Genomic DNA, 17,821 nt, shown 5'->3' on the forward strand with positions numbered 1-17,821 from the left:
TTGCGCCCAGTTGACCAAATCCACAACTTCGTCCATCCCCTTGGATATGGAAAACGTGTCTATCGATTTTGCTCAATCCCTGAACCTGCGCGCGCTCGAAGTCGAGACGATGTTGGTCGGGCTTCTGGATCTTCGTTTGCGCACCGGAGAAGTTGCGCGCCCTGAACGGCTGCTTGCAGCCATGCGCCATGGCGTACTCAACGGGGGCAAACGCCTGCGCCCTTTCCTCGTTATCGAAAGTGCAGCACTCTTCGGCAAACACGGCGATGCGGTGCTGCGCGTGGCATCCGCACTCGAATGCATTCACTGCTATTCGCTCGTCCATGACGATCTGCCTGCGATGGACAATGATGACATACGGCGCGGCCAGCCGACTGTGCACAAGGCTTTCGATGAAGCCGCAGCCATCCTCGCAGGCGATAGCCTTCTCACCTATGCTTTTGACATTGTCGCATCAGACGATACCGATCTGCCCGCAAGCATCCGCATCCAGCTCGTATCAGCCCTTGCGCGTGCATCCGGTGTTGGTGGTATGGCGGGTGGTCAGGCGCTTGACCTGATGGCGGAAGATAATAAGCCTGATGAAGCGGGAATTATTACCCTTCAAGCTATGAAAACAGGGGCGCTGATCCGCTTTGCCTGTGAAGCCGGTGCGATCATTGCAGGAGCATCACGCGAAGATCGCGAACGCATGGCCGAGTTCGGCTCAGCCATTGGTCTTGCGTTCCAGCTTGCCGACGATCTTCTGGACGTGACTGCGGATGCGGCCATGATGGGCAAGGCAACCGGCAAGGATGCGGCCGCAGGAAAAGCCACGCTCGTGTCACTTCATGGCATAGACTGGACCCGCAAGCAGCTCACAGGCCTTGTTGAACAGGCAGAGAGCCTTCTTGAGCCATTTGGTGAAGATGCAACGATTCTCAAGCAAGCCGCTCGCTTTATCGCAGAACGGCAAAACTAAAATTTAAGAAGCGACTTTTTGACCAAGCCCGAAACGGTTCTCGATGTATTCGGCAACCATCTTCTGGAAATCAGCAGCAATTTCAGGTCCGCGCAGCGTTGTAACCTTCTTGCCATCGACAAAAACCGGCGCAGACGGCGTTTCACCTGTTCCGGGAAGCGAAATGCCAATGTCGGCATGTTTTGATTCGCCCGGGCCATTGACGATACAGCCCATGACCGCGACCGTAAGCGCTTCCACGCCCGGATACTTCTCACGCCAGACCGGCATGCTGCGACGAATATCGTCCTGAATATTCTGTGCGAGTTCCTGAAACACCGTTGACGTCGTGCGTCCACAACCCGGACAGGCTGCAACAATCGGAATGAACTGACGGAAGCCCATGGTCTGCAACAATTCCTGCGACACCTGAACTTCGCGCGTGCGATCGCCGCCAGGTTCCGGTGTCAGCGAAATACGGATCGTATCGCCAATGCCCTGCTGAAGCAGAATACCCATCGCAGCCGAAGAAGCGACAACACCCTTGGTGCCCATGCCCGCTTCGGTGAGACCCAGATGCAGCGCATGATCGGAGCGCTTTGCAAGCATCGTGTAAACGGCGATCAGATCCTGCACCTGACTGACCTTGGCCGAAAGAATGATCTTATCGCGACTGAGGCCGATCTCTTCTGCGAGATTTGCAGAAATCAGTGCCGACTGCACAATAGCTTCGCGCATAACTTGCTGTGCACTTAACGGCGCACCTTCCGCCTGATTGCGATCCATCAGCGTAGTCAAAAGTTCCTGATCAAGCGAACCCCAGTTCACACCGATGCGCACTGGCTTGTCGTAACGGATCGCCATTTCGACGATGTCAGCGAACTGTTTGTCTTTTTTGTCCTTGAAACCGACATTGCCCGGATTGATGCGATATTTCGCAAGCGCTTCCGCACAGGCCGGATGATCGGCGAGCAGCTTGTGGCCGATATAATGAAAATCGCCAACCAGCGGCACATTCATGCCGAGACGCTCAAGACGCTCACGGATTTTCGGCACAGCCGCAGCCGATTCGTCCCGATCCACCGTAATGCGCACAATCTCGGAACCCGCGCGATGCAAAGCTGCAACCTGCGCAACAGTGCCATCAATATCCGCCGTATCGGTATTGGTCATCGACTGGACAACAACGGGCTCGCTGCCGCCAACGATCACTCCGCCAACGCTCACGCCAACGGATTGGCGACGGGGAAATGGATGCGAAAAATAGCTGACGGTCTCGGAAGACATTGTGCTCTGTTCTTTTGTCCTGCTGCAATTGCCGATGGGACCTCTATTCCACGGTCGGAAACTGCTGTTGGTACGGGCCTGTTTTCAGGTGGCGTAGGTAGGCGCAATTGTCAACGCCTGCCCGCATCGTTTTGTTGTTATATAATCACTTGCCGACGCCTTGTCGCCTCCTCATTATGGGATGATTCCAGAGGAGGAGATAAAAAATGCCAAATGCGAATGCCCGCAAAACCGCGATTATCACCGGTTCCAATTCAGGCATCGGGCTTGGCATTGCCCACGCGCTTGCGGGCTCCGGGCACAATGTTGTGATCAACTCCTTCACAGATCGCAGCGAAGACCACGATTTGGCTAAATCAATTGCCAAAGAACATGGCGTGAGCGTGATCTATATTGGTGCCGATATGTCGAAGGCAGACGATTGCCGCGCATTGATTACAAAAAGCGTCGATGCCTTTGGCAGCGCAGACATTATCGTCAATAATGCTGGCATCCAGCATGTGGCACCAGTCGAAGAGTTTCCCACCGATCAATGGGACCGGATTATCGCGATCAACCTGACATCGGCTTTTCACACCTCAGCAGCAGCGATCCCACATATGAAAAAAGCTGGCTGGGGTCGTATCATCAACATCGCGTCGGCACATGGACTGGTCGCGTCACCATTCAAGTCGGCCTATGTGGCGGCAAAGCATGGCATTGTCGGCTTCACTAAGACGCTGGCACTTGAACTTGCAACAGCCAAAATCACAGCAAATGCCATCTGCCCCGGTTATGTGCTGACCCCGCTTGTCGAAGCGCAAATCCCCGATCAGATGAAAGCCCATAACATGGACCGGGAAACAGTAATCCGCGACGTCATGCTCGATAAACAGCCGACGAAGGAATTCGTGACCACTGCCCAAATCGGCGCACTTGCGGCCTTCCTTGCAATGGATGCCGCGGCACAAATCAACGGTGCCGCCCTGCCGGTAGATGGTGGCTGGACGGCTGAATAATGTTAGTGAGACTGGTCCGCATATTTCGCCAGTCCTGAGAAGGCGAGCACAACCAACAAAAGGACGGGCAGGGACAGAAACACCACGCTGAAACCGCTATGCTTGGCGACAAAGCCAATCAAAGAAGGCGCAACCAGCATGCCCGAATAGCCCATGGTGGTGGCAATCGACAGGCCAACACTAGGATTGATGCCCGGCAAATTACCGCCGATTGAGAAGGCTATCGGCACCATATTGGAAATGCCGATGCCGCAAATCGCAAAGCCAAAAATCACCGCATAGGGATGGCTCGATAGGCCGACAATCACCATGCCCACAATCGCAATTGAGGTACAGATACGCAGCGTATTGATTGCTCCAAAGCGATCCCGCACGATGTCGCCCGCAAAGCGCATGATCGCCATGGTCAACGAAAAGGCCGCAAAGCCAAAACCGGCAACTGTCACCGACGCGCCCAGTTCATCGCGTAGGAAGTAAGCGCCCCAATCGAGAATTGCACCTTCCGGGATCATTGAAAACAAAGCGATGATACCAACAAGCCATGGCAGCGCGTTGCGTGGCAGCACCAGCTTCTGCTTCTCGCCGCTTGGATGGTGAAATTTATCAGCGACAATCTTAGGCCAGGCGAAGAGAACCAATCCTGCGGCAACAATAGTTGCAATCAGCGCATGAACGGTCGAGCCAACTTGCGAAATGAGAAAGCCGCCCGTTGCCGCGCCAATCAGACCGCCCAGACTCCAGAAGGCATGGCAGGATGACATAATTGCGCGGCGCATTTTCTTTTCAACGGCAACCGCATTGGCATTCATCGCAACATCCATCGCACCGATCATGCCGCCAAAATAGAACATAACAATCACGGCTGTGACGATATTCGGCACAAGCGCGATAATCAGCAAGGCGGGGATAAGACCAATCGCAAAAAGCTTAACCACGAGACCTGAGCCGCGATGTGCCGACAAGGCTCCCGCAACGGGCATCATCGAAAGCGAACCGATACCAAAAACGAGGATCATTAATCCCATGCCACTGGTGTCAAGACCAAGACGCCCGGCAAATTCTGGAATTTTTGGCGCCCAGCCGCCAAAAATATAACCATTCATGAGAAACAGCAGTGCTACCGCAATGCGCTCTCTGGTCACGATCGGCGCTCGATCATTCAGCGCATCGTTTTGTCCGACAGTCTGTTCCATCATTTCCTCAGCCACGCCCTTCTACGGCGTGTATAATCGTGATGCCCGATGCCCGATAGGGCGTAAGCACATCTTCATTTGCATCCTGTTCGACAGCCATAACATTGACCGCCTCAATGGGTATGACATCGTGTGCCGCAACAGTGCCGAGCTTGTCACTGGTAATTGCCAGAACCACCTTGCGACTGCGCCCGGCAATAACCCGCTTGAATTCCGCATCTTCCAGATGAAGTGCCGTAATACCTGTCTCGGCAGAAAAGCCGCAAACGCCAAGCATACAAAGATCAGGCCGCACCAATTCAGCATCGCGCAAAGCCCGCGCACCGACCGCCGCACTGACACGGCGATCAATCGGACCGCCAATCATCACAACGTCAATCTTGTCTGATTGCAGAGCGATAGCAGCAATAGACGGCGTGTTGGTCACAATGCTCAGCACATCACCCCGATCAACCAGCAGCCGCGCCAGCGCTAGATTGGTCGAGGACGAATCCAGAAACACCGTCATATTCGGTTCGATCAAACCAGCCAGCGTTTCGGCAAGTACTGTTTTTGCTTCCGGTCTTTCCGTGTCGCGTTCAACAAGCGGCGCATAAGACGGTGCAGCCTTCAGCGCACCGCCATAAACACGCTTGCAAAGGCCCGCTGCGGCCATCTCGCGAAGATCGCGACGGATCGTATCTTCTGACACCCCAAAAGATTCGGCGAGCTCATTGGCCAGCACGCGCCCGGATTGCTCAAGCAGCTCCTGAATGCGTACTTGTCTTTCGTGCAATAAAAGCTCTGTCATAGACGTTTCCTTTCATCATGCACAAACACGCATAAGTCGGTACAATCGTGCATATCAGATTTTCGCCGAGGAGCAAGCAAAAGAAAACGCCGCACCCATTTTCTGGGCGCGGCGTTTCCAAGATTTGTAGAAAAGGAATTACTCGCCAAAGACGATCAAAAGATCCTTCGCGTCAATCTGCTCGCCGGGGCGCACAAGCACTTCGGCAATCGAACCATCGCGTTCGGCACGCAGAGCCGTTTCCATCTTCATCGCTTCAATGGACAGCAGTACATCGCCAGCTTTCACAGTCTGGCCTTGCGAGACCGCGACAGTGGACACGACACCCGGCATCGGCGCGCCGACCTGGCGGTCATTGCCAAGTTCTGCCTTGCGCTTAACACCACCCGACGCACCCTTGGCACGGTTTGGCACCTTGACGCGGCGCGGCTGACCGTTGAGTTCGAAGAACACCGTGACCATGCCCTTCTCGTCAGTCTCAGACATTGCCTGATTGACGATCACAAGCGTCTTGCCGCGTTCGAGATCAACGAAGACTTCTTCTTCCGGCTTCAGACCATAGAAATAAACTGGCGTTGGCAGAACACTGGTCGGGCCATAATTTTCCTGCGCTGCCGCATAATCGGTGAAGACTTTCGGATACATCAGGTATGAAGCAAACTCCTGATCCGTGATTTCGCGGCCAAGTGTTTCTTCAGTGGATTTACGCTCTGCAGCGAGATCAGCGGCAGGCAGCAGTGAACCCGGACGATCCGTGAATGGCTTTTCGTCTTTCAGCACCTTCTTCTGAAGAGATTCAGGCCAACCCGATGGCGGCTGACCAAGATCACCACGCATCATCGACACAACCGAATCCGGGAAAGCAATATCTTTGTCCGGGTTTTCAACGTCGGCGACAGTCAAATCCTGAGAGACCATCATAAGCGCCATGTCGCCCACCACCTTTGAGGACGGCGTGACCTTAACAATATCGCCAAACATGCGGTTCACATCTGCATAGGCCTGCGCCACTTCATGCCAGCGAGTTTCCAGTCCCAGCGAACGCGCCTGTTCTTTCAGGTTTGTAAACTGACCGCCCGGCATTTCATGCAGGTATACTTCGGAAGCCGGTCCCTTGAGATCGCTTTCGAAGGCCGCATACTGGTTGCGCACCGCTTCCCAATAGAAAGAAATGCGGCGGATTGTTTCCGTATCAAGACCCGGATCACGTTCTGATCCATGTAGTGCTTCAACAATCGAACCAAGACAAGGCTGAGATGTATTGCCTGAGAAGGCATCCATAGCCGCATCCACCGCATCCACGCCCGCATCAACCGCTGCAAGCACAGTCGCCGCAGAAATGCCCGATGTATCATGGGTATGGAAATGGATCGGCAGATCGGTTTCCTCGCGTAGCGTCTTAAACAGCACACGTGCCGCCGCAGGCTTCAACAAGCCCGCCATGTCTTTGACAGCAATGATATGCGCGCCAGCTTTTTCAACCTGCTTGGCCAGATCAACATAATATTTAAGGTCATATTTGGCGCGTTCAGGATTGAGAATATCGCCCGTATAGCAAATCGCTGCCTCACAGAGCTTGTCCTCTTCCAGCACCGCATCCATCGACACGCGCATGTTCTCAACCCAGTTAAGGCTGTCGAACACACGGAAGAGGTCCATGCCGCCACGCGCTGCTTCACGCACGAAATATTTTACCACATTGTCCGGATAGGACTTGTAGCCGACACCATTGGCGCCGCGCAGCAGCATTTGCAGCAGGATATTCGGCGCGCCTTCACGCACCATCGCAAGGCGTTCCCACGGATCTTCCGTCAAGAAGCGCATCGACACGTCAAAGGTCGCACCGCCCCAGCATTCAAGCGAAAACAGGTTCGGCAGCGCCTGTGCATAGGCATTTGCCACGCGTACAATATCATAGGTACGCACGCGGGTTGCCAGCAGTGACTGATGACCGTCACGCATAGTCGTATCGGTCAACAGAACGCGCTTTTCATTACGCATCCATTCGGCAAACTTTTTCGGTCCAAGCTTATCAAGCAACTGCTTTGTACCGTCGGTAACAGGCTTATCACCAAACCACGGCACAACGGGCTTTGCAGCATCTTGCGATGGCAGCGCACGTCCCTTGGTCTCAGGATGACCATTGACGGTGACATCAGCAACATAGGTCAAAAGCTTGGTCGCACGGTCCTGACGCCTCATGTGTGTGAAGAGTTCTGGCGTCGTGTCGATAAAGCGCGTCGTGTAATCATTCGACTGGAACTTCGGATGATTGATGATCGCTTCAACAAAAGTCAGGTTGGTGGCAACACCGCGAATACGGAACTCGCGAAGCGCGCGGTCCATACGGCGAATGGCTTCAATCGGCGTTGAACCTGATGCGGTGACCTTCACCAGCAGCGGATCATAATAGCGTGTGATGACCGCGCCCGAATAGGCCGTGCCGCCATCAAGACGAATCCCAAAGCCCGATGCCGAGCGATAGGCCTGAATGCGACCATAGTCAGGTACAAAATTCTGTTCCGGGTCTTCGGTCGTGATACGGCACTGCAACGCATGACCGTTGAGGCGAATATCCTTCTGCTCCGGCACGCCCGATTCTGGCGTTCCGATCGCATAGCCTTCCAGAATATGAATCTGCGCCTTGACGATGTCGATACCTGTCACTTCTTCAGTGACGGTATGCTCCACCTGAATGCGCGGGTTTACTTCGATGAAGTAAAACGCGCCGGTATCAGCATCCATCAGGAATTCGACGGTGCCTGCACCGATATAATCGGTGGCATGTGCGATCTTCAGGCCATAGCCCGCCAGTTCCTGACGCTGTGCATCGTTAAGGTAAGGCGCAGGCGCACGCTCAACAACTTTCTGATTGCGGCGCTGGATCGAGCAATCGCGCTCATAAAGATGAACGGCATTGCCATGCGTATCACCCAAAATCTGCACTTCGACGTGACGCGCACGCTCGACAAGCTTTTCAAGATAGACTTCGTCCTTGCCGAAAGCGGCTTTGGCTTCGCGCTTGGCTTCAACCACTTCGCGATCAAGGTCCACTTCCTCACGGATGGCACGCATACCGCGACCACCACCGCCCCATGAGGCTTTGAGCATCAACGGATAGCCGATCTTGGCAGCAAGCTTTTTAACTTCTTCAATATCGTCGGGCAGCGGATCAGTCGCAGGCACCACCGGCACACCGATCTCAATGGCAAGATTACGTGCTGCAACCTTGTTGCCAAGACGACGCATAGTTTCAGGCTTAGGGCCAATGAAAATGATGCCATTCTGCGCACAAGCATCCGCAAATTCAGGGCTTTCCGACAAAAGGCCATAGCCCGGATGAATGGCATCCGCGCCTGAAAGCTTGGCCACGCGAATGACTTCTTCAATCGACAGATAGCTTTCAATCGGCCCCAGATCACGCGCCAGATGCGGCCCACGACCGACCTGATAGCTTTCATCTGCTTTAAAGCGATGCAATGAGAGTTTGTCTTCCTCTGCCCATATAGCGACCGTTTTAATGCCAAGTTCATTGGCTGCACGGAACACGCGGATAGCAATTTCTGAACGGTTGGCGACCAGAATTTTTCTAATGGGCAAGGCAGGACTCCCAGACTGCAATGATAGGTATGACTTTGATTAGCCTGCAATGTAAGCAAGCGCAAACGAACTGTGCAGTTGAGAGATAAAAACAAAACGCCCGACTAAAAGCCGGGCATTCTGCCAAAATTTAAAGCAAAATATGCTAATATATGAGGCATATTGCACGATATTGCGGGAGTAATCACGCAGTCATCTGGCTAAAAATTGTTCAACAATCTATTTTGCCAGATGAGTCTGCCTTAATGACCTTACTTCTTCTGGAAGTAATTATACTTGCCATCATCGCCCTTGCGCCATTCAAACATCACGTAAGGCGAAAGGCTTGGATCGCCCTTTGCATCGTAGGAGAGATCGCCAAGCACGGTCTTGAACGGACCTTTGCCCTTCAAAGCTGCCGCGACTTCCTGCGGATCATTGTTACCGGCAGCATTAGCCGCATCTACCAGCGACTGAACACCGGCATAAGCGTAGAAGGTGTAAGCTTCCGGCTCAAAGCCCTTGTCGCGGAATGCCTTGATCAGATCGGCATTGGCTGCATCATCACGCGGGTCTGGACCGAAGGTGTTGAGAACGCCGCCAACCGCATCGCCCGCGATCGAAGCCAGTTCGTTCGACACAATACCATCGCCTGAAATGAACTGCGCCTTCAAACCCTGATCAGCCATCTGGCGAATGATCAGGCCGGCTTCCGGGTGCATACCACCCCAATAAACAGCAGTGATGCCCGCAGCCTTCATCTTGGAAATCAGCGCCGAGAAATCCTTGTCACCCTGATTGATGCCTTCGTAAAGGGTCTCTTCCTTGCCATTGGCATTGAGCGACTTCTTGGTTTCATCGGCAAGGCCCTGACCATAAGGGGTCTTGTCGTGCAGGATAGCAACTTTGCCGTCCTTGTAATTGTCAGCAATATATTTGCCGGCAACGATGCCCTGCTGGTCATCACGACGACAGGTGCGGAAAGTGTTCCACAAATCACGCTCGGTGAAGGTCGGGTTCGTCGTGCCCGGAGCAATCATCAGCACGCCATTTTCAGCGTAAATATCGGACGTTGGAATACTGACGCCGGAATTGAAGTGACCAATAACGAACTGTACGCCATCACCAACGAATTTATTGGCAACCGAAATACCCTGACGCGGATCAGCGGCATCATCGCCATAAACGATAGAGATCTGTTCGCCATTCATGCCACCCTTGGCATTGGCCTCTGCAACAGCTGCTTCAACGCCGCGCTTGATCTGATCGCCATAGGCGGCCTGACCACCAGTCAATGGCGCACCAACGCCCAGCACAACATCAGCAAAAGACGCTCCGCCCATCGCAACCAGTGCAGAAAGGCATACGCCGCAGAATAAGGATTTCTTCAATTCAACTACTCCCTAGAGTGCGCTTCAATCTGGTTGGATCAGGTCGGCGCACTCATCCATTGTTTTAACGCGCATCTTTGTCCGAAAACCGTTTCACACTTTTCGGGATGTGCTCTAGCCAATCCACCCCTCCTCAGGGGAACGAATTATTCACCGCGATAAACGCCAGACAAAGTCGTTGAACTAGTTAGATTATCTTATTTTTTGATTGTCCAGTTCATTTTAATCTATAAATCATTCTATTTACGCATGATGTCATTCATTTAGTATATTGTAAAATAAAAACGCCCGACAAATAGCCGGGCGTTCTTTCATTAAACGAAATATTTCTGCAAAAAACTTACTGCTGAATGTAAGTATATTTCCCGTCGGCACCCTTTTCCCACTTATACATTACGTAACCTGGGAGTTTCGGATCGCCCTTCTCGTCATAGGACAGATCGCCAAGCACGGTTGGGAACGGACCTTTTTCCTTCAGAGCTTTAGCAATTTCCTGTGGGTCATTGCTACCGGCAGCCTTTGCGGCACCTGCCAGGGATTGAACAGCCGCATAGGCGTAGAGCGTGTAGGCTTCTGGTTCAAAGCCTGAATCGCGGAACTTCTTGACGAGTTCAGCATTGGCAGGAGCATTGCGTGGGTCTGGACCGAACGTGTTGAGCGTTCCGGCGACTGCATCCCCTGCTATCGAAGCCAGCTCGTTCGAAACGATACCATCGCCCGAAATGAACTGTACCTTCAGACCCTGATCGGCGAGCTGGCGGATGATGAGACCGGCTTCAGCGTGCAAACCACCCCAATACAGAACGGTAACACCCTGCTGCTTGAGCTTGGCGATCAGTGCCGAGAAATCCTTCTCGCCAACATTCACGCCTTCATAGACGGTTTCTTTCACGCCCAGTTCGTTCAGCTTCTTCTTGGTTTCATCGGCAAGGCCCTGACCATAAGGGGTCTTGTCGTGAATGACGGCGACTTTGCCATCCTTGAAGTTGTCGAAGATGTACTGACCGGCCACAATGCCCTGCTGGTCATCACGACCACAAGTACGGAACGTGTTCCACAGATCACGCTCGGTATAGACCGGGTTGGTAGCGGCTGGCGAGATTTCGAGAATGCCGTTTTCAGCATAGACTTCAGAAGCCGGGATCGAAACGCCGGAGTTGAAGTGACCGATAACGTATTTCACGCCGTCAGCAGCAAACTTGTTTGCAACGGAAATACCCTGCTTCGGATCCGACACATCGTCGCCGAGTGTGATCGTGATCTTCTCGCCATTGATGCCACCGGCATCGTTAATTTCCTTGATGGCTGCTTCTGTGCCCTTTTGAATCTGAGCGCCATAAACCGCATTAGGACCGGTGAGTGGTGCACCGATGCCCAAAAGCACATCTGCCCAAGCCGAGCCACTGAAAGCCATCACTGCTGCAAGAGCAACGCCAGAGAAAAGCGATTTCTTCATACCTTGAACTCCCGATTATAGTTACCCCGAACGATGTTTTTGCATCGCTTATTTTTCTTGCTGATTACCCAGCAATATCTACGCTGAATTCTATCTGTTCAACGTGATCTTTTTTAAAAACTCCGCCGCCAGAGCATTTTCAGTTTTTTCTTTTTGTCCCACGGCGAAGCTTTGTATTATTTTGCCTTCCAGCTCAAAGGCGAAGCTTTTTCATAAAGCCAGTTATACTGGCGCACCATCTGCTTTGTGCGGGTAAAGCGATACCCGATCGTGCCAATAATCATCAGCACAATCACATCAACCAGATAATAGTGCAGCGAAAGCAACGTGCCTTCAAACAAGGCGTAGTGAATAAACCGCACTGCTGCACCCAATGGGATGAGATAGAGCAGCAGTTGCGGATAAGTCCGCCATGTTTGTGCACAGGCACGTCCTGTCATCCACGCTGCCCAGCCACCCAGAAGGCAAGTGATGAGAAAAAACAGCCAGAATGACGGTTCTTCGTAGAGAATTCCCTGCATGTTTTTGCTCCTTAATGCCTTCCGCCTTCGAGATAGGCAGCGCGCACTTCCGGGTCAGCCAGCAGTTCGCGGCCTGCACCGCTCATGGTGATTGATCCATTGACCATAACATAACCGCGATCCGCAAGCTTGAGCGCACCAAACGCATTCTGCTCAACGAGGAACACAGTCAGCCCCTGCGTGCGGTTCAGTTCCTTGATTGCTTCAAAAATCTGCTTGACGATCAACGGCGCAAGGCCCAGCGACGGTTCATCCAAAAGCAAAAGCTTTGGACGCGCCATCAGTGCACGTGCAATGGCCAGCATCTGCTGTTCGCCACCTGAAAGGGTGCCGCCACGCTGTGTTACACGCTCTTTCAGACGCGGGAAAAGCTCGAACATCAGCGCAACATCTTCTTCAAAATATTGCTGATTATCGAGGCTTGCGCCCATCTGAAGATTTTCAAGAACCGTCATGCGCGGGAAAATACGACGACCTTCCGGCGATTGCGCAATACGCAGTTTGGCAATCTCATGAGGCGGCATCGACGTGATGTCTTTGCCGCCAAATAAAATACGCCCCGTACGCGCGCGTGGCGAGCCGAAGATGGTCATCATCAGCGTGGATTTACCAGCGCCATTCGCACCGATAAGTGCTACGATTTCACCCTCATTAACGGTCAGATCAATGCCTTTGAGCGCGCGGATATTGCCGTAATAAGTTTCGACCTTTTCTACGGCCAGAAGCGGTTGTTTGGTCTGCATGGTTTCAGCCGTCATTATTCGCTTCCCTTCTTAGGCTTTGCCGGAGCTTTTGCGCTCTTTGTGCCTTTGGGCGCGCGGGTTGCCTTTGCGGGAGCAGTCTTATGACTTGTCGGAACATTGCCCGCTTCAACACGTGTTGAAAACGCGGTTGCTTCACCTGAGGCAAGCTGAGCCGCCTGCCCAACCCAGTCTTCACGGGCGATACGACCGTCAAATTCCAGATAGGTTTCTGCCTGCACGATGTCAGCTTGCGTCCAAGCAGCAATCTGATCAAAATGATAGATACCGTGCTGGTTGAGATTCTTCTCGTTGACCTCGCCTATGCCTTTGATCAGCGTCAGATTGTCCGGCTTGCCGTCTCGTGCCACGGCCAATCCACCTGCAAAGCGCACGGCTTCTTCGGCTTTTTCTTCCTGAATGGCTTCCTGAGCAAGTTGAGCTGCGATGAAATCAGCCGGGTCGCCGGTACCCGGCTTATCGGCTTCTTCAATCAACTCGGCAATTTCATCGTCATCGACACCCAGATAGGCAGCGATAACGCGTGGATCATTCTTGACCTGTTCAGGCGGACCATCAGAAATCTTGGTGCCATATTCAAGCACGATGACGTGGTCGGAAATCTCCATAACCACCGACATGTCGTGTTCGATCAGCAGGATCGAAGTGCCGGTTTCCTTGCGAATATCGAGCAGCAGCTTGTTCAACTCCGCCGATTCTCGCGGATTAAGACCAGCAGCAGGCTCATCAAGGCAAAGAATTTCTGGATCCGTGCACATGGCGCGTGCGATCTCCAGACGACGCTGATCGCCATAAGGCAGATCACCAGCCGGATCGTCAGCACGATCAAGCAGATTGATCTTTTCTATCCAGTAACGCGCCTTTTCAACCGCGTCCTTGGCAGCCTTCCGATAGGTCGGAAAACCAAGGAGACCGAGGATCGTGTAACCCGACGAGCGCATCAGCGTATTATGCTGTGCAACGAGCAAGTTTTCGAGAACCGTCAGACCCGAGAACAGGCGAATATTCTGGAAAGTACGCGCAACACGCGCATCCTGCGTGATCTTGAAATCAGGCAAACGTTCTAGAAGGAATTTCTCGCCCGTATTCCGGTTCATCGTCAGCATGCCACCGGTCGGCTTGTAAAAGCCGGTGATGCAATTGAAGACGGTTGTCTTGCCTGCACCATTCGGACCGATGATCGCCGTGATGTCGCCGCGCTTCACATCGAAGCTCAGATCGTTGATCGCGACGAGACCACCAAAGCGCATCGACAGATGCTCAACTGTAAGAATGGTGTCTTTCGAACCATTGCCAGCCATAATTTTTGTCTCCGCCATCAGCCGTGCCCTTCCTTGGTAAAGGCACCCGACACCATCTTCTTCTGATTAAGGAACGCGCTTGGTTCTCGACTTCCAACAAATCCACGCGGTTTCCAGACCATGACGACCACCATGGCGAGACCGAAGATCAACATGCGGTAGAGTTCAGGCGTGAAGTTTGGACCGAAAATAGCTTTCAGGAAGCCCATTTCACGTAGGATTTCCGTGCCGCCGATCATCGCAATCGCAGCGATGGCGATGCCAACAAGCGAGCCCATACCACCCAAAACAACGATGGCCAGAATGACTGCAGATTCAAGGAATACGAAGGATTCGGGGCTGACAAAGCCCTGACGTGCCGCAAAGAACGAACCCGCAAAACCACCAAACATCGCACCCGTTGCAAAAGCGGTAAGCTTCGTCGTCGTGGTGTTTATACCGAGCGAACGGCAGGCGATTTCGTCTTCACGCAGCGCTTCCCATGCGCGACCAACCGGCATACGGCGCAGACGGATCGTCACAAGTGCGGTGATCAGCGCCAGTACAAGAATGATATAGTAAAGGAAGAACTTGTAGTGCGCCGCCGAGAAGGTCAGGCCGTAATAGGCAGCAAAACCGTCTTTGCTGGCATTGAACTGAAGACCAAAGAACGTCGCTTTGGCAATACCCGAAATACCGAACGTGCCTTTGGTTAGTTCCGTCCAGTTTATCAGCACAAGTCTGATGATTTCACCAAAAGCCAGCGTCACGATGGCGAGATAGTCACCGCGCAGACGCAGAACCGGGAAACCAAGAATGACGCCCCATGTTGCCGCGAGAAGACCGGCAATCGGCAGCAGCACCCAGAACGACCAGCCAAAATAAGCCGATAGAATGGCATAGGAATAAGCGCCAACAGCATAGAAAGCGACATAGCCCAGATCAAGAAGACCCGCGAGGCCAACAACGATATTAAGACCCCATGCCAACATGACATAAATGAGAATCTGCACGCCGAAATTGTCGACCCATTTGAGTGATCCCTGCCAACCGACGAGGGCGACAATCAGGATTGGGTAGACAAAAAGGAAGGCAATGCCGATCTTGGAAAAATGCGCCCGGAAAAATGACTGATTTTCCACAACGCCAACCGGATGGCTGCTTTTCGCGAGCTTACGCTGTTCATTCCATGGCTGCACGAAAGCGATGAAGATGAACCGCCCGACAGCTGCCAGCGCAACAAACACCGCCAGTGCGCCCCAGCGCTCAGTCAGCACCAGTTCATTACTGATATTCTGCTCGGTCTTAAATCCGATGATTAAGCAGAAAAGTCCCAGCGCCAAAATACCGGCTAAGAAACCTTCACGAAGTGCCCGGCCAAAAAGGGAATCCGGGCGTGAACCTGATTGTACGGCCATGATTACACCTTTTCGACTTCAGGGCGGCCAAGGATGCCGGACGGCATGAAGATCAGCACGATAGCAAGGATCGAGAACGCGGCAACGTCTTTATAATCGATCGAGAAATAAGCTGACCACAAAGCCTCAATGAGCCCAATCAGCAAGCCACCGACAACCGCCCCTGGAAGCGATCCAATCCCACCCAGAACCGCAGCCGTGAACGCCTTGACGCCGGGAATAAACCCATCAGCAAAGGAAATCACGCCGTAGAAGGAGAGATAAAGCGTACCGGCAACCGCAGCCAGCATGGCACCCATCACGAAGGTCAGCGAAATCACGCGATCAACATTGATGCCCAAGAGTGCAGCCATCTTGCGGTCCTGCTCACAAGCACGCTGTGCACGACCAAGCGATGTACGGTTGACGATATACCAGAAGATCGTCAACAGCACCGCAGTGACCACAATGACCACGATCTGCTTGAGCGAGATCGTAACATCCGTTCCGAAAATGCTATAAGAACCGTTCAGCAACTGCGGCACTGGCTTATTGCGCGGCCCCTGGGTCACCTGGACGAAGTTGGACAATGCAATGGACATACCGATTGCAGTAATCAACGGCGCGAGACGGAAAGATCCACGCAAAGGCCGGTAAGCGGCCCGTTCGATCGTCCAGCTCCACAGACCCGTGAGAACCATTGCTACAACCATCATCAGGAGCAGCATGAGCGCTATTGGCAGCGCTCCGATGAATGTTGTGATGATTAGAAAAACAATCAGCGCCATAAAGGCGCCGAGCATAAAGACATCGCCATGAGCAAAGTTAATCATGCCGATAATGCCATAGACCATCGTGTAACCGATAGCGATCAGGCCATAAATCGATCCGAGCGCAAGCCCGTTGATCACTTGCTGGAAGAAATATTCCATCGAGAAGCCACCCATTTAACTCTGCCGGGATTTTATTGACGCATCATTATTTCGTGCGCCTTCATTTTTTTCCCGGATAATTACACCTAACGGCTGTATAAAGGAATGCAAGCCCCTTTTGTCTCAGACAAAAGGCTAATGACTTAACTCCTCCACAAACTAGTTATGTCCCCTATAAAGCGCCCTGTATATATTTTTTTCTCCTATTGAGGGCTTAGTATTCCACACTTTTCCCGATACGTCTCAGACAAAAAATAGGGATCTACTCCCTATTTTTGCCTACCGTACCCGTTTTACGCAACAGTGAATCCGTGCGCAAACGGATCACGGTCATCAATGAAGATCGTATTATAGCCCGTCATACGTGCCCAACCCGCGATTGACGGGATGATTCCACTTCCACCAGCCACTTCCACAGCCCGCTCAACGCGACCATGAAACAGCGATCCTATGATGGATTCATGCACGAAATCATCGCCCGGCTTTAGCTTTCCTTTGGCTGCAAGCTGCGCCATACGCGCTGAAGTGCCGGTTCCACAGGGCGAACGGTCGATTGCCTTATCACCATAGAACACCGCATTGCGTGCATGCGCTTCTGGATGCGTTGGCTTGCCTGTCCAAAGAATATGGGTCAGGCGATTAATGTCGGGAAATTCAGGATGCTGGAATTTATATTTCTCATTCAGGCGTTCGCGCAGCACCGGACTCCACGCAATCAATTGCAGCGCGGAATAATCTTGCATGTCGGTGTAATTTTCTTGCGGTTCGACAATCGCATAGAAGTTTCCACCATAAGCGACATCGACCTTAAGTGTTCCCAGATCAGGGCATTCTACTTCCATCGCTTCCGCATAAAGGAAGGCGGGAACATTGGTCAGGCGCACACGATCAACATATTGACCGTTCTGCTCATATTCGATTGCAACCAGACCGGCAGGGGTTTCGAGATTGATCTTACCCGGAACTTTTGGCGTTATAAGCCCCTGCTCAATCGCCATGGTGACAGTGCCAATGGTGCCGTGACCGCACATCGGCAGACAGCCAGATGTTTCGATAAACAGCACTGCGACATCGCAGTCGTCGCGTGTTGGTGGATAGAGGATTGAGCCAGACATCATGTCATGGCCACGTGGCTCGAACATCAGACCGGTTCTGATCCAATCATATTCGCGCAAGAAATGTGCGCGCTTTTCCATCATGTTGGAGCCAACAAGATTTGGGCCACCACCTGCAACCAGCCGCACTGGATTGCCGCATGTATGTCCGTCGACGCAGAAAAAGGAATGTCTTGCCATG

General features: G+C 52.7%; 14 protein-coding genes. 2 read left to right on the forward strand and 12 right to left on the reverse strand.

From position 1 onward, the window contains the following. Positions 1-46 precede the first annotated feature (46 nt). Positions 47-961: a polyprenyl synthetase family protein gene (locus tag CEV31_RS03625; protein ID WP_094505520.1), complete on the forward strand. Its 915-nt coding sequence runs from the start codon at positions 47-49 to the stop codon at positions 959-961. A 3-nt stretch (positions 962-964) separates the two neighbouring features. Here the strand turns inward: CEV31_RS03625 and ispG are convergent, their stop codons facing one another. Further along, positions 965-2,227 carry a flavodoxin-dependent (E)-4-hydroxy-3-methylbut-2-enyl-diphosphate synthase gene (ispG, locus tag CEV31_RS03630; protein ID WP_094505521.1) on the reverse strand — a complete coding sequence of 421 codons (1,263 nt, stop codon included), beginning with the start codon at positions 2,225-2,227 and terminating at the stop codon, positions 965-967. 206 nt (positions 2,228-2,433) lie between these two features. On the opposite strand from ispG, the gene CEV31_RS03635 reads away from it, so the two are divergent. Beyond that, complete coding sequence (locus CEV31_RS03635; protein ID WP_094505522.1) at positions 2,434-3,225, forward strand: 3-hydroxybutyrate dehydrogenase; 792 nt, start codon at positions 2,434-2,436, stop codon at positions 3,223-3,225. Between the two features lie 2 nt (positions 3,226-3,227). Here CEV31_RS03635 and CEV31_RS03640 read toward each other — a convergent pair whose 3' ends face one another. The 11 genes from CEV31_RS03640 to CEV31_RS03690 form a co-directional block, all read right to left on the reverse strand. Continuing rightward, a complete protein-coding gene (locus tag CEV31_RS03640) occupies positions 3,228-4,418 on the reverse strand; it encodes an MFS transporter (RefSeq protein WP_094505523.1) in 1,191 nt (396 codons plus the stop codon). A gap of 7 nt (positions 4,419-4,425) precedes the next feature. Beyond that, positions 4,426-5,208: a DeoR/GlpR family DNA-binding transcription regulator gene (locus CEV31_RS03645; RefSeq protein WP_094505524.1), complete on the reverse strand. Its 783-nt coding sequence runs from the start codon at positions 5,206-5,208 to the stop codon at positions 4,426-4,428. Between the two features lie 138 nt (positions 5,209-5,346). Continuing rightward, positions 5,347-8,808, reverse strand: a complete 3,462-nt coding sequence (gene pyc / locus CEV31_RS03650) for a pyruvate carboxylase (RefSeq protein WP_094505525.1) — start codon at positions 8,806-8,808, stop codon at positions 5,347-5,349. A 251-nt stretch (positions 8,809-9,059) separates the two neighbouring features. Next, positions 9,060-10,178 (reverse strand): branched-chain amino acid ABC transporter substrate-binding protein, encoded by a 1,119-nt coding sequence (locus tag CEV31_RS03655; RefSeq protein ID WP_094505526.1) that lies wholly within the window; start codon positions 10,176-10,178, stop codon positions 9,060-9,062. A 340-nt stretch (positions 10,179-10,518) separates the two neighbouring features. Continuing rightward, entirely contained in the window at positions 10,519-11,634 is a 1,116-nt protein-coding gene (locus tag CEV31_RS03660) for a branched-chain amino acid ABC transporter substrate-binding protein (RefSeq protein ID WP_094505527.1), read from the reverse strand. Between the two features lie 176 nt (positions 11,635-11,810). After that, positions 11,811-12,155: a DUF6867 family protein gene (locus CEV31_RS03665; RefSeq protein WP_094505528.1), complete on the reverse strand. Its 345-nt coding sequence runs from the start codon at positions 12,153-12,155 to the stop codon at positions 11,811-11,813. Positions 12,156-12,166: 11 nt separating this feature from the next. Then, complete coding sequence (locus CEV31_RS03670) at positions 12,167-12,913, reverse strand: ABC transporter ATP-binding protein (protein ID WP_094505529.1); 747 nt, start codon at positions 12,911-12,913, stop codon at positions 12,167-12,169. Continuing rightward, a complete protein-coding gene (locus CEV31_RS03675; protein WP_094505616.1) occupies positions 12,913-14,217 on the reverse strand; it encodes an ATP-binding cassette domain-containing protein in 1,305 nt (434 codons plus the stop codon). Before CEV31_RS03675 ends, CEV31_RS03670 begins: the two co-directional genes overlap by 1 nt. 17 nt (positions 14,218-14,234) lie before the next feature. Continuing rightward, entirely contained in the window at positions 14,235-15,614 is a 1,380-nt protein-coding gene (gene livM, locus CEV31_RS03680; RefSeq protein ID WP_094505530.1) for a high-affinity branched-chain amino acid ABC transporter permease LivM, read from the reverse strand. 2 nt (positions 15,615-15,616) lie between these two features. After that, positions 15,617-16,525, reverse strand: coding sequence for a branched-chain amino acid ABC transporter permease (locus CEV31_RS03685; RefSeq protein ID WP_094505617.1), 909 nt, complete (start codon positions 16,523-16,525; stop codon positions 15,617-15,619). A gap of 293 nt (positions 16,526-16,818) precedes the next feature. Then, the gene (locus tag CEV31_RS03690; protein WP_094505531.1) at positions 16,819-17,820 is read right to left on the reverse strand and encodes a 4-hydroxyproline epimerase; all 1,002 of its coding nucleotides are present in this window, start codon (positions 17,818-17,820) and stop codon (positions 16,819-16,821) included. Position 17,821: the final 1 nt, after the last annotated feature.

Source organism: Brucella thiophenivorans (genome assembly GCF_002252445.1).
Taxonomy (GTDB): Bacteria; Pseudomonadota; Alphaproteobacteria; order Rhizobiales; family Rhizobiaceae; genus Brucella; species Brucella thiophenivorans.

Excerpts from the sequence above, each read along its gene's own strand:
- CEV31_RS03690 (WP_094505531.1), bottom strand. The coding sequence starts at position 17,820 with ATGGCAAGACATTCCTTTTTCTGCGTCGACGGACATACATGCGGCAAT.
- CEV31_RS03625 (WP_094505520.1), top strand. The coding sequence starts at position 47 with ATGGAAAACGTGTCTATCGATTTTGCTCAATCCCTGAACCTGCGCGCG.
- CEV31_RS03670 (WP_094505529.1), bottom strand. The coding sequence starts at position 12,913 with ATGACGGCTGAAACCATGCAGACCAAACAACCGCTTCTGGCCGTAGAA.
- CEV31_RS03685 (WP_094505617.1), bottom strand. The coding sequence starts at position 16,525 with ATGGAATATTTCTTCCAGCAAGTGATCAACGGGCTTGCGCTCGGATCG.
- CEV31_RS03635 (WP_094505522.1), top strand. The coding sequence starts at position 2,434 with ATGCCAAATGCGAATGCCCGCAAAACCGCGATTATCACCGGTTCCAAT.
- CEV31_RS03645 (WP_094505524.1), bottom strand. The coding sequence starts at position 5,208 with ATGACAGAGCTTTTATTGCACGAAAGACAAGTACGCATTCAGGAGCTG.
- CEV31_RS03675 (WP_094505616.1), bottom strand. The coding sequence starts at position 14,217 with ATGGCTGGCAATGGTTCGAAAGACACCATTCTTACAGTTGAGCATCTG.
- CEV31_RS03640 (WP_094505523.1), bottom strand. The coding sequence starts at position 4,418 with ATGGAACAGACTGTCGGACAAAACGATGCGCTGAATGATCGAGCGCCG.
- CEV31_RS03665 (WP_094505528.1), bottom strand. The coding sequence starts at position 12,155 with ATGCAGGGAATTCTCTACGAAGAACCGTCATTCTGGCTGTTTTTTCTC.
- livM (WP_094505530.1), bottom strand. The coding sequence starts at position 15,614 with ATGGCCGTACAATCAGGTTCACGCCCGGATTCCCTTTTTGGCCGGGCA.
- CEV31_RS03660 (WP_094505527.1), bottom strand. The coding sequence starts at position 11,634 with ATGAAGAAATCGCTTTTCTCTGGCGTTGCTCTTGCAGCAGTGATGGCT.
- ispG (WP_094505521.1), bottom strand. The coding sequence starts at position 2,227 with ATGTCTTCCGAGACCGTCAGCTATTTTTCGCATCCATTTCCCCGTCGC.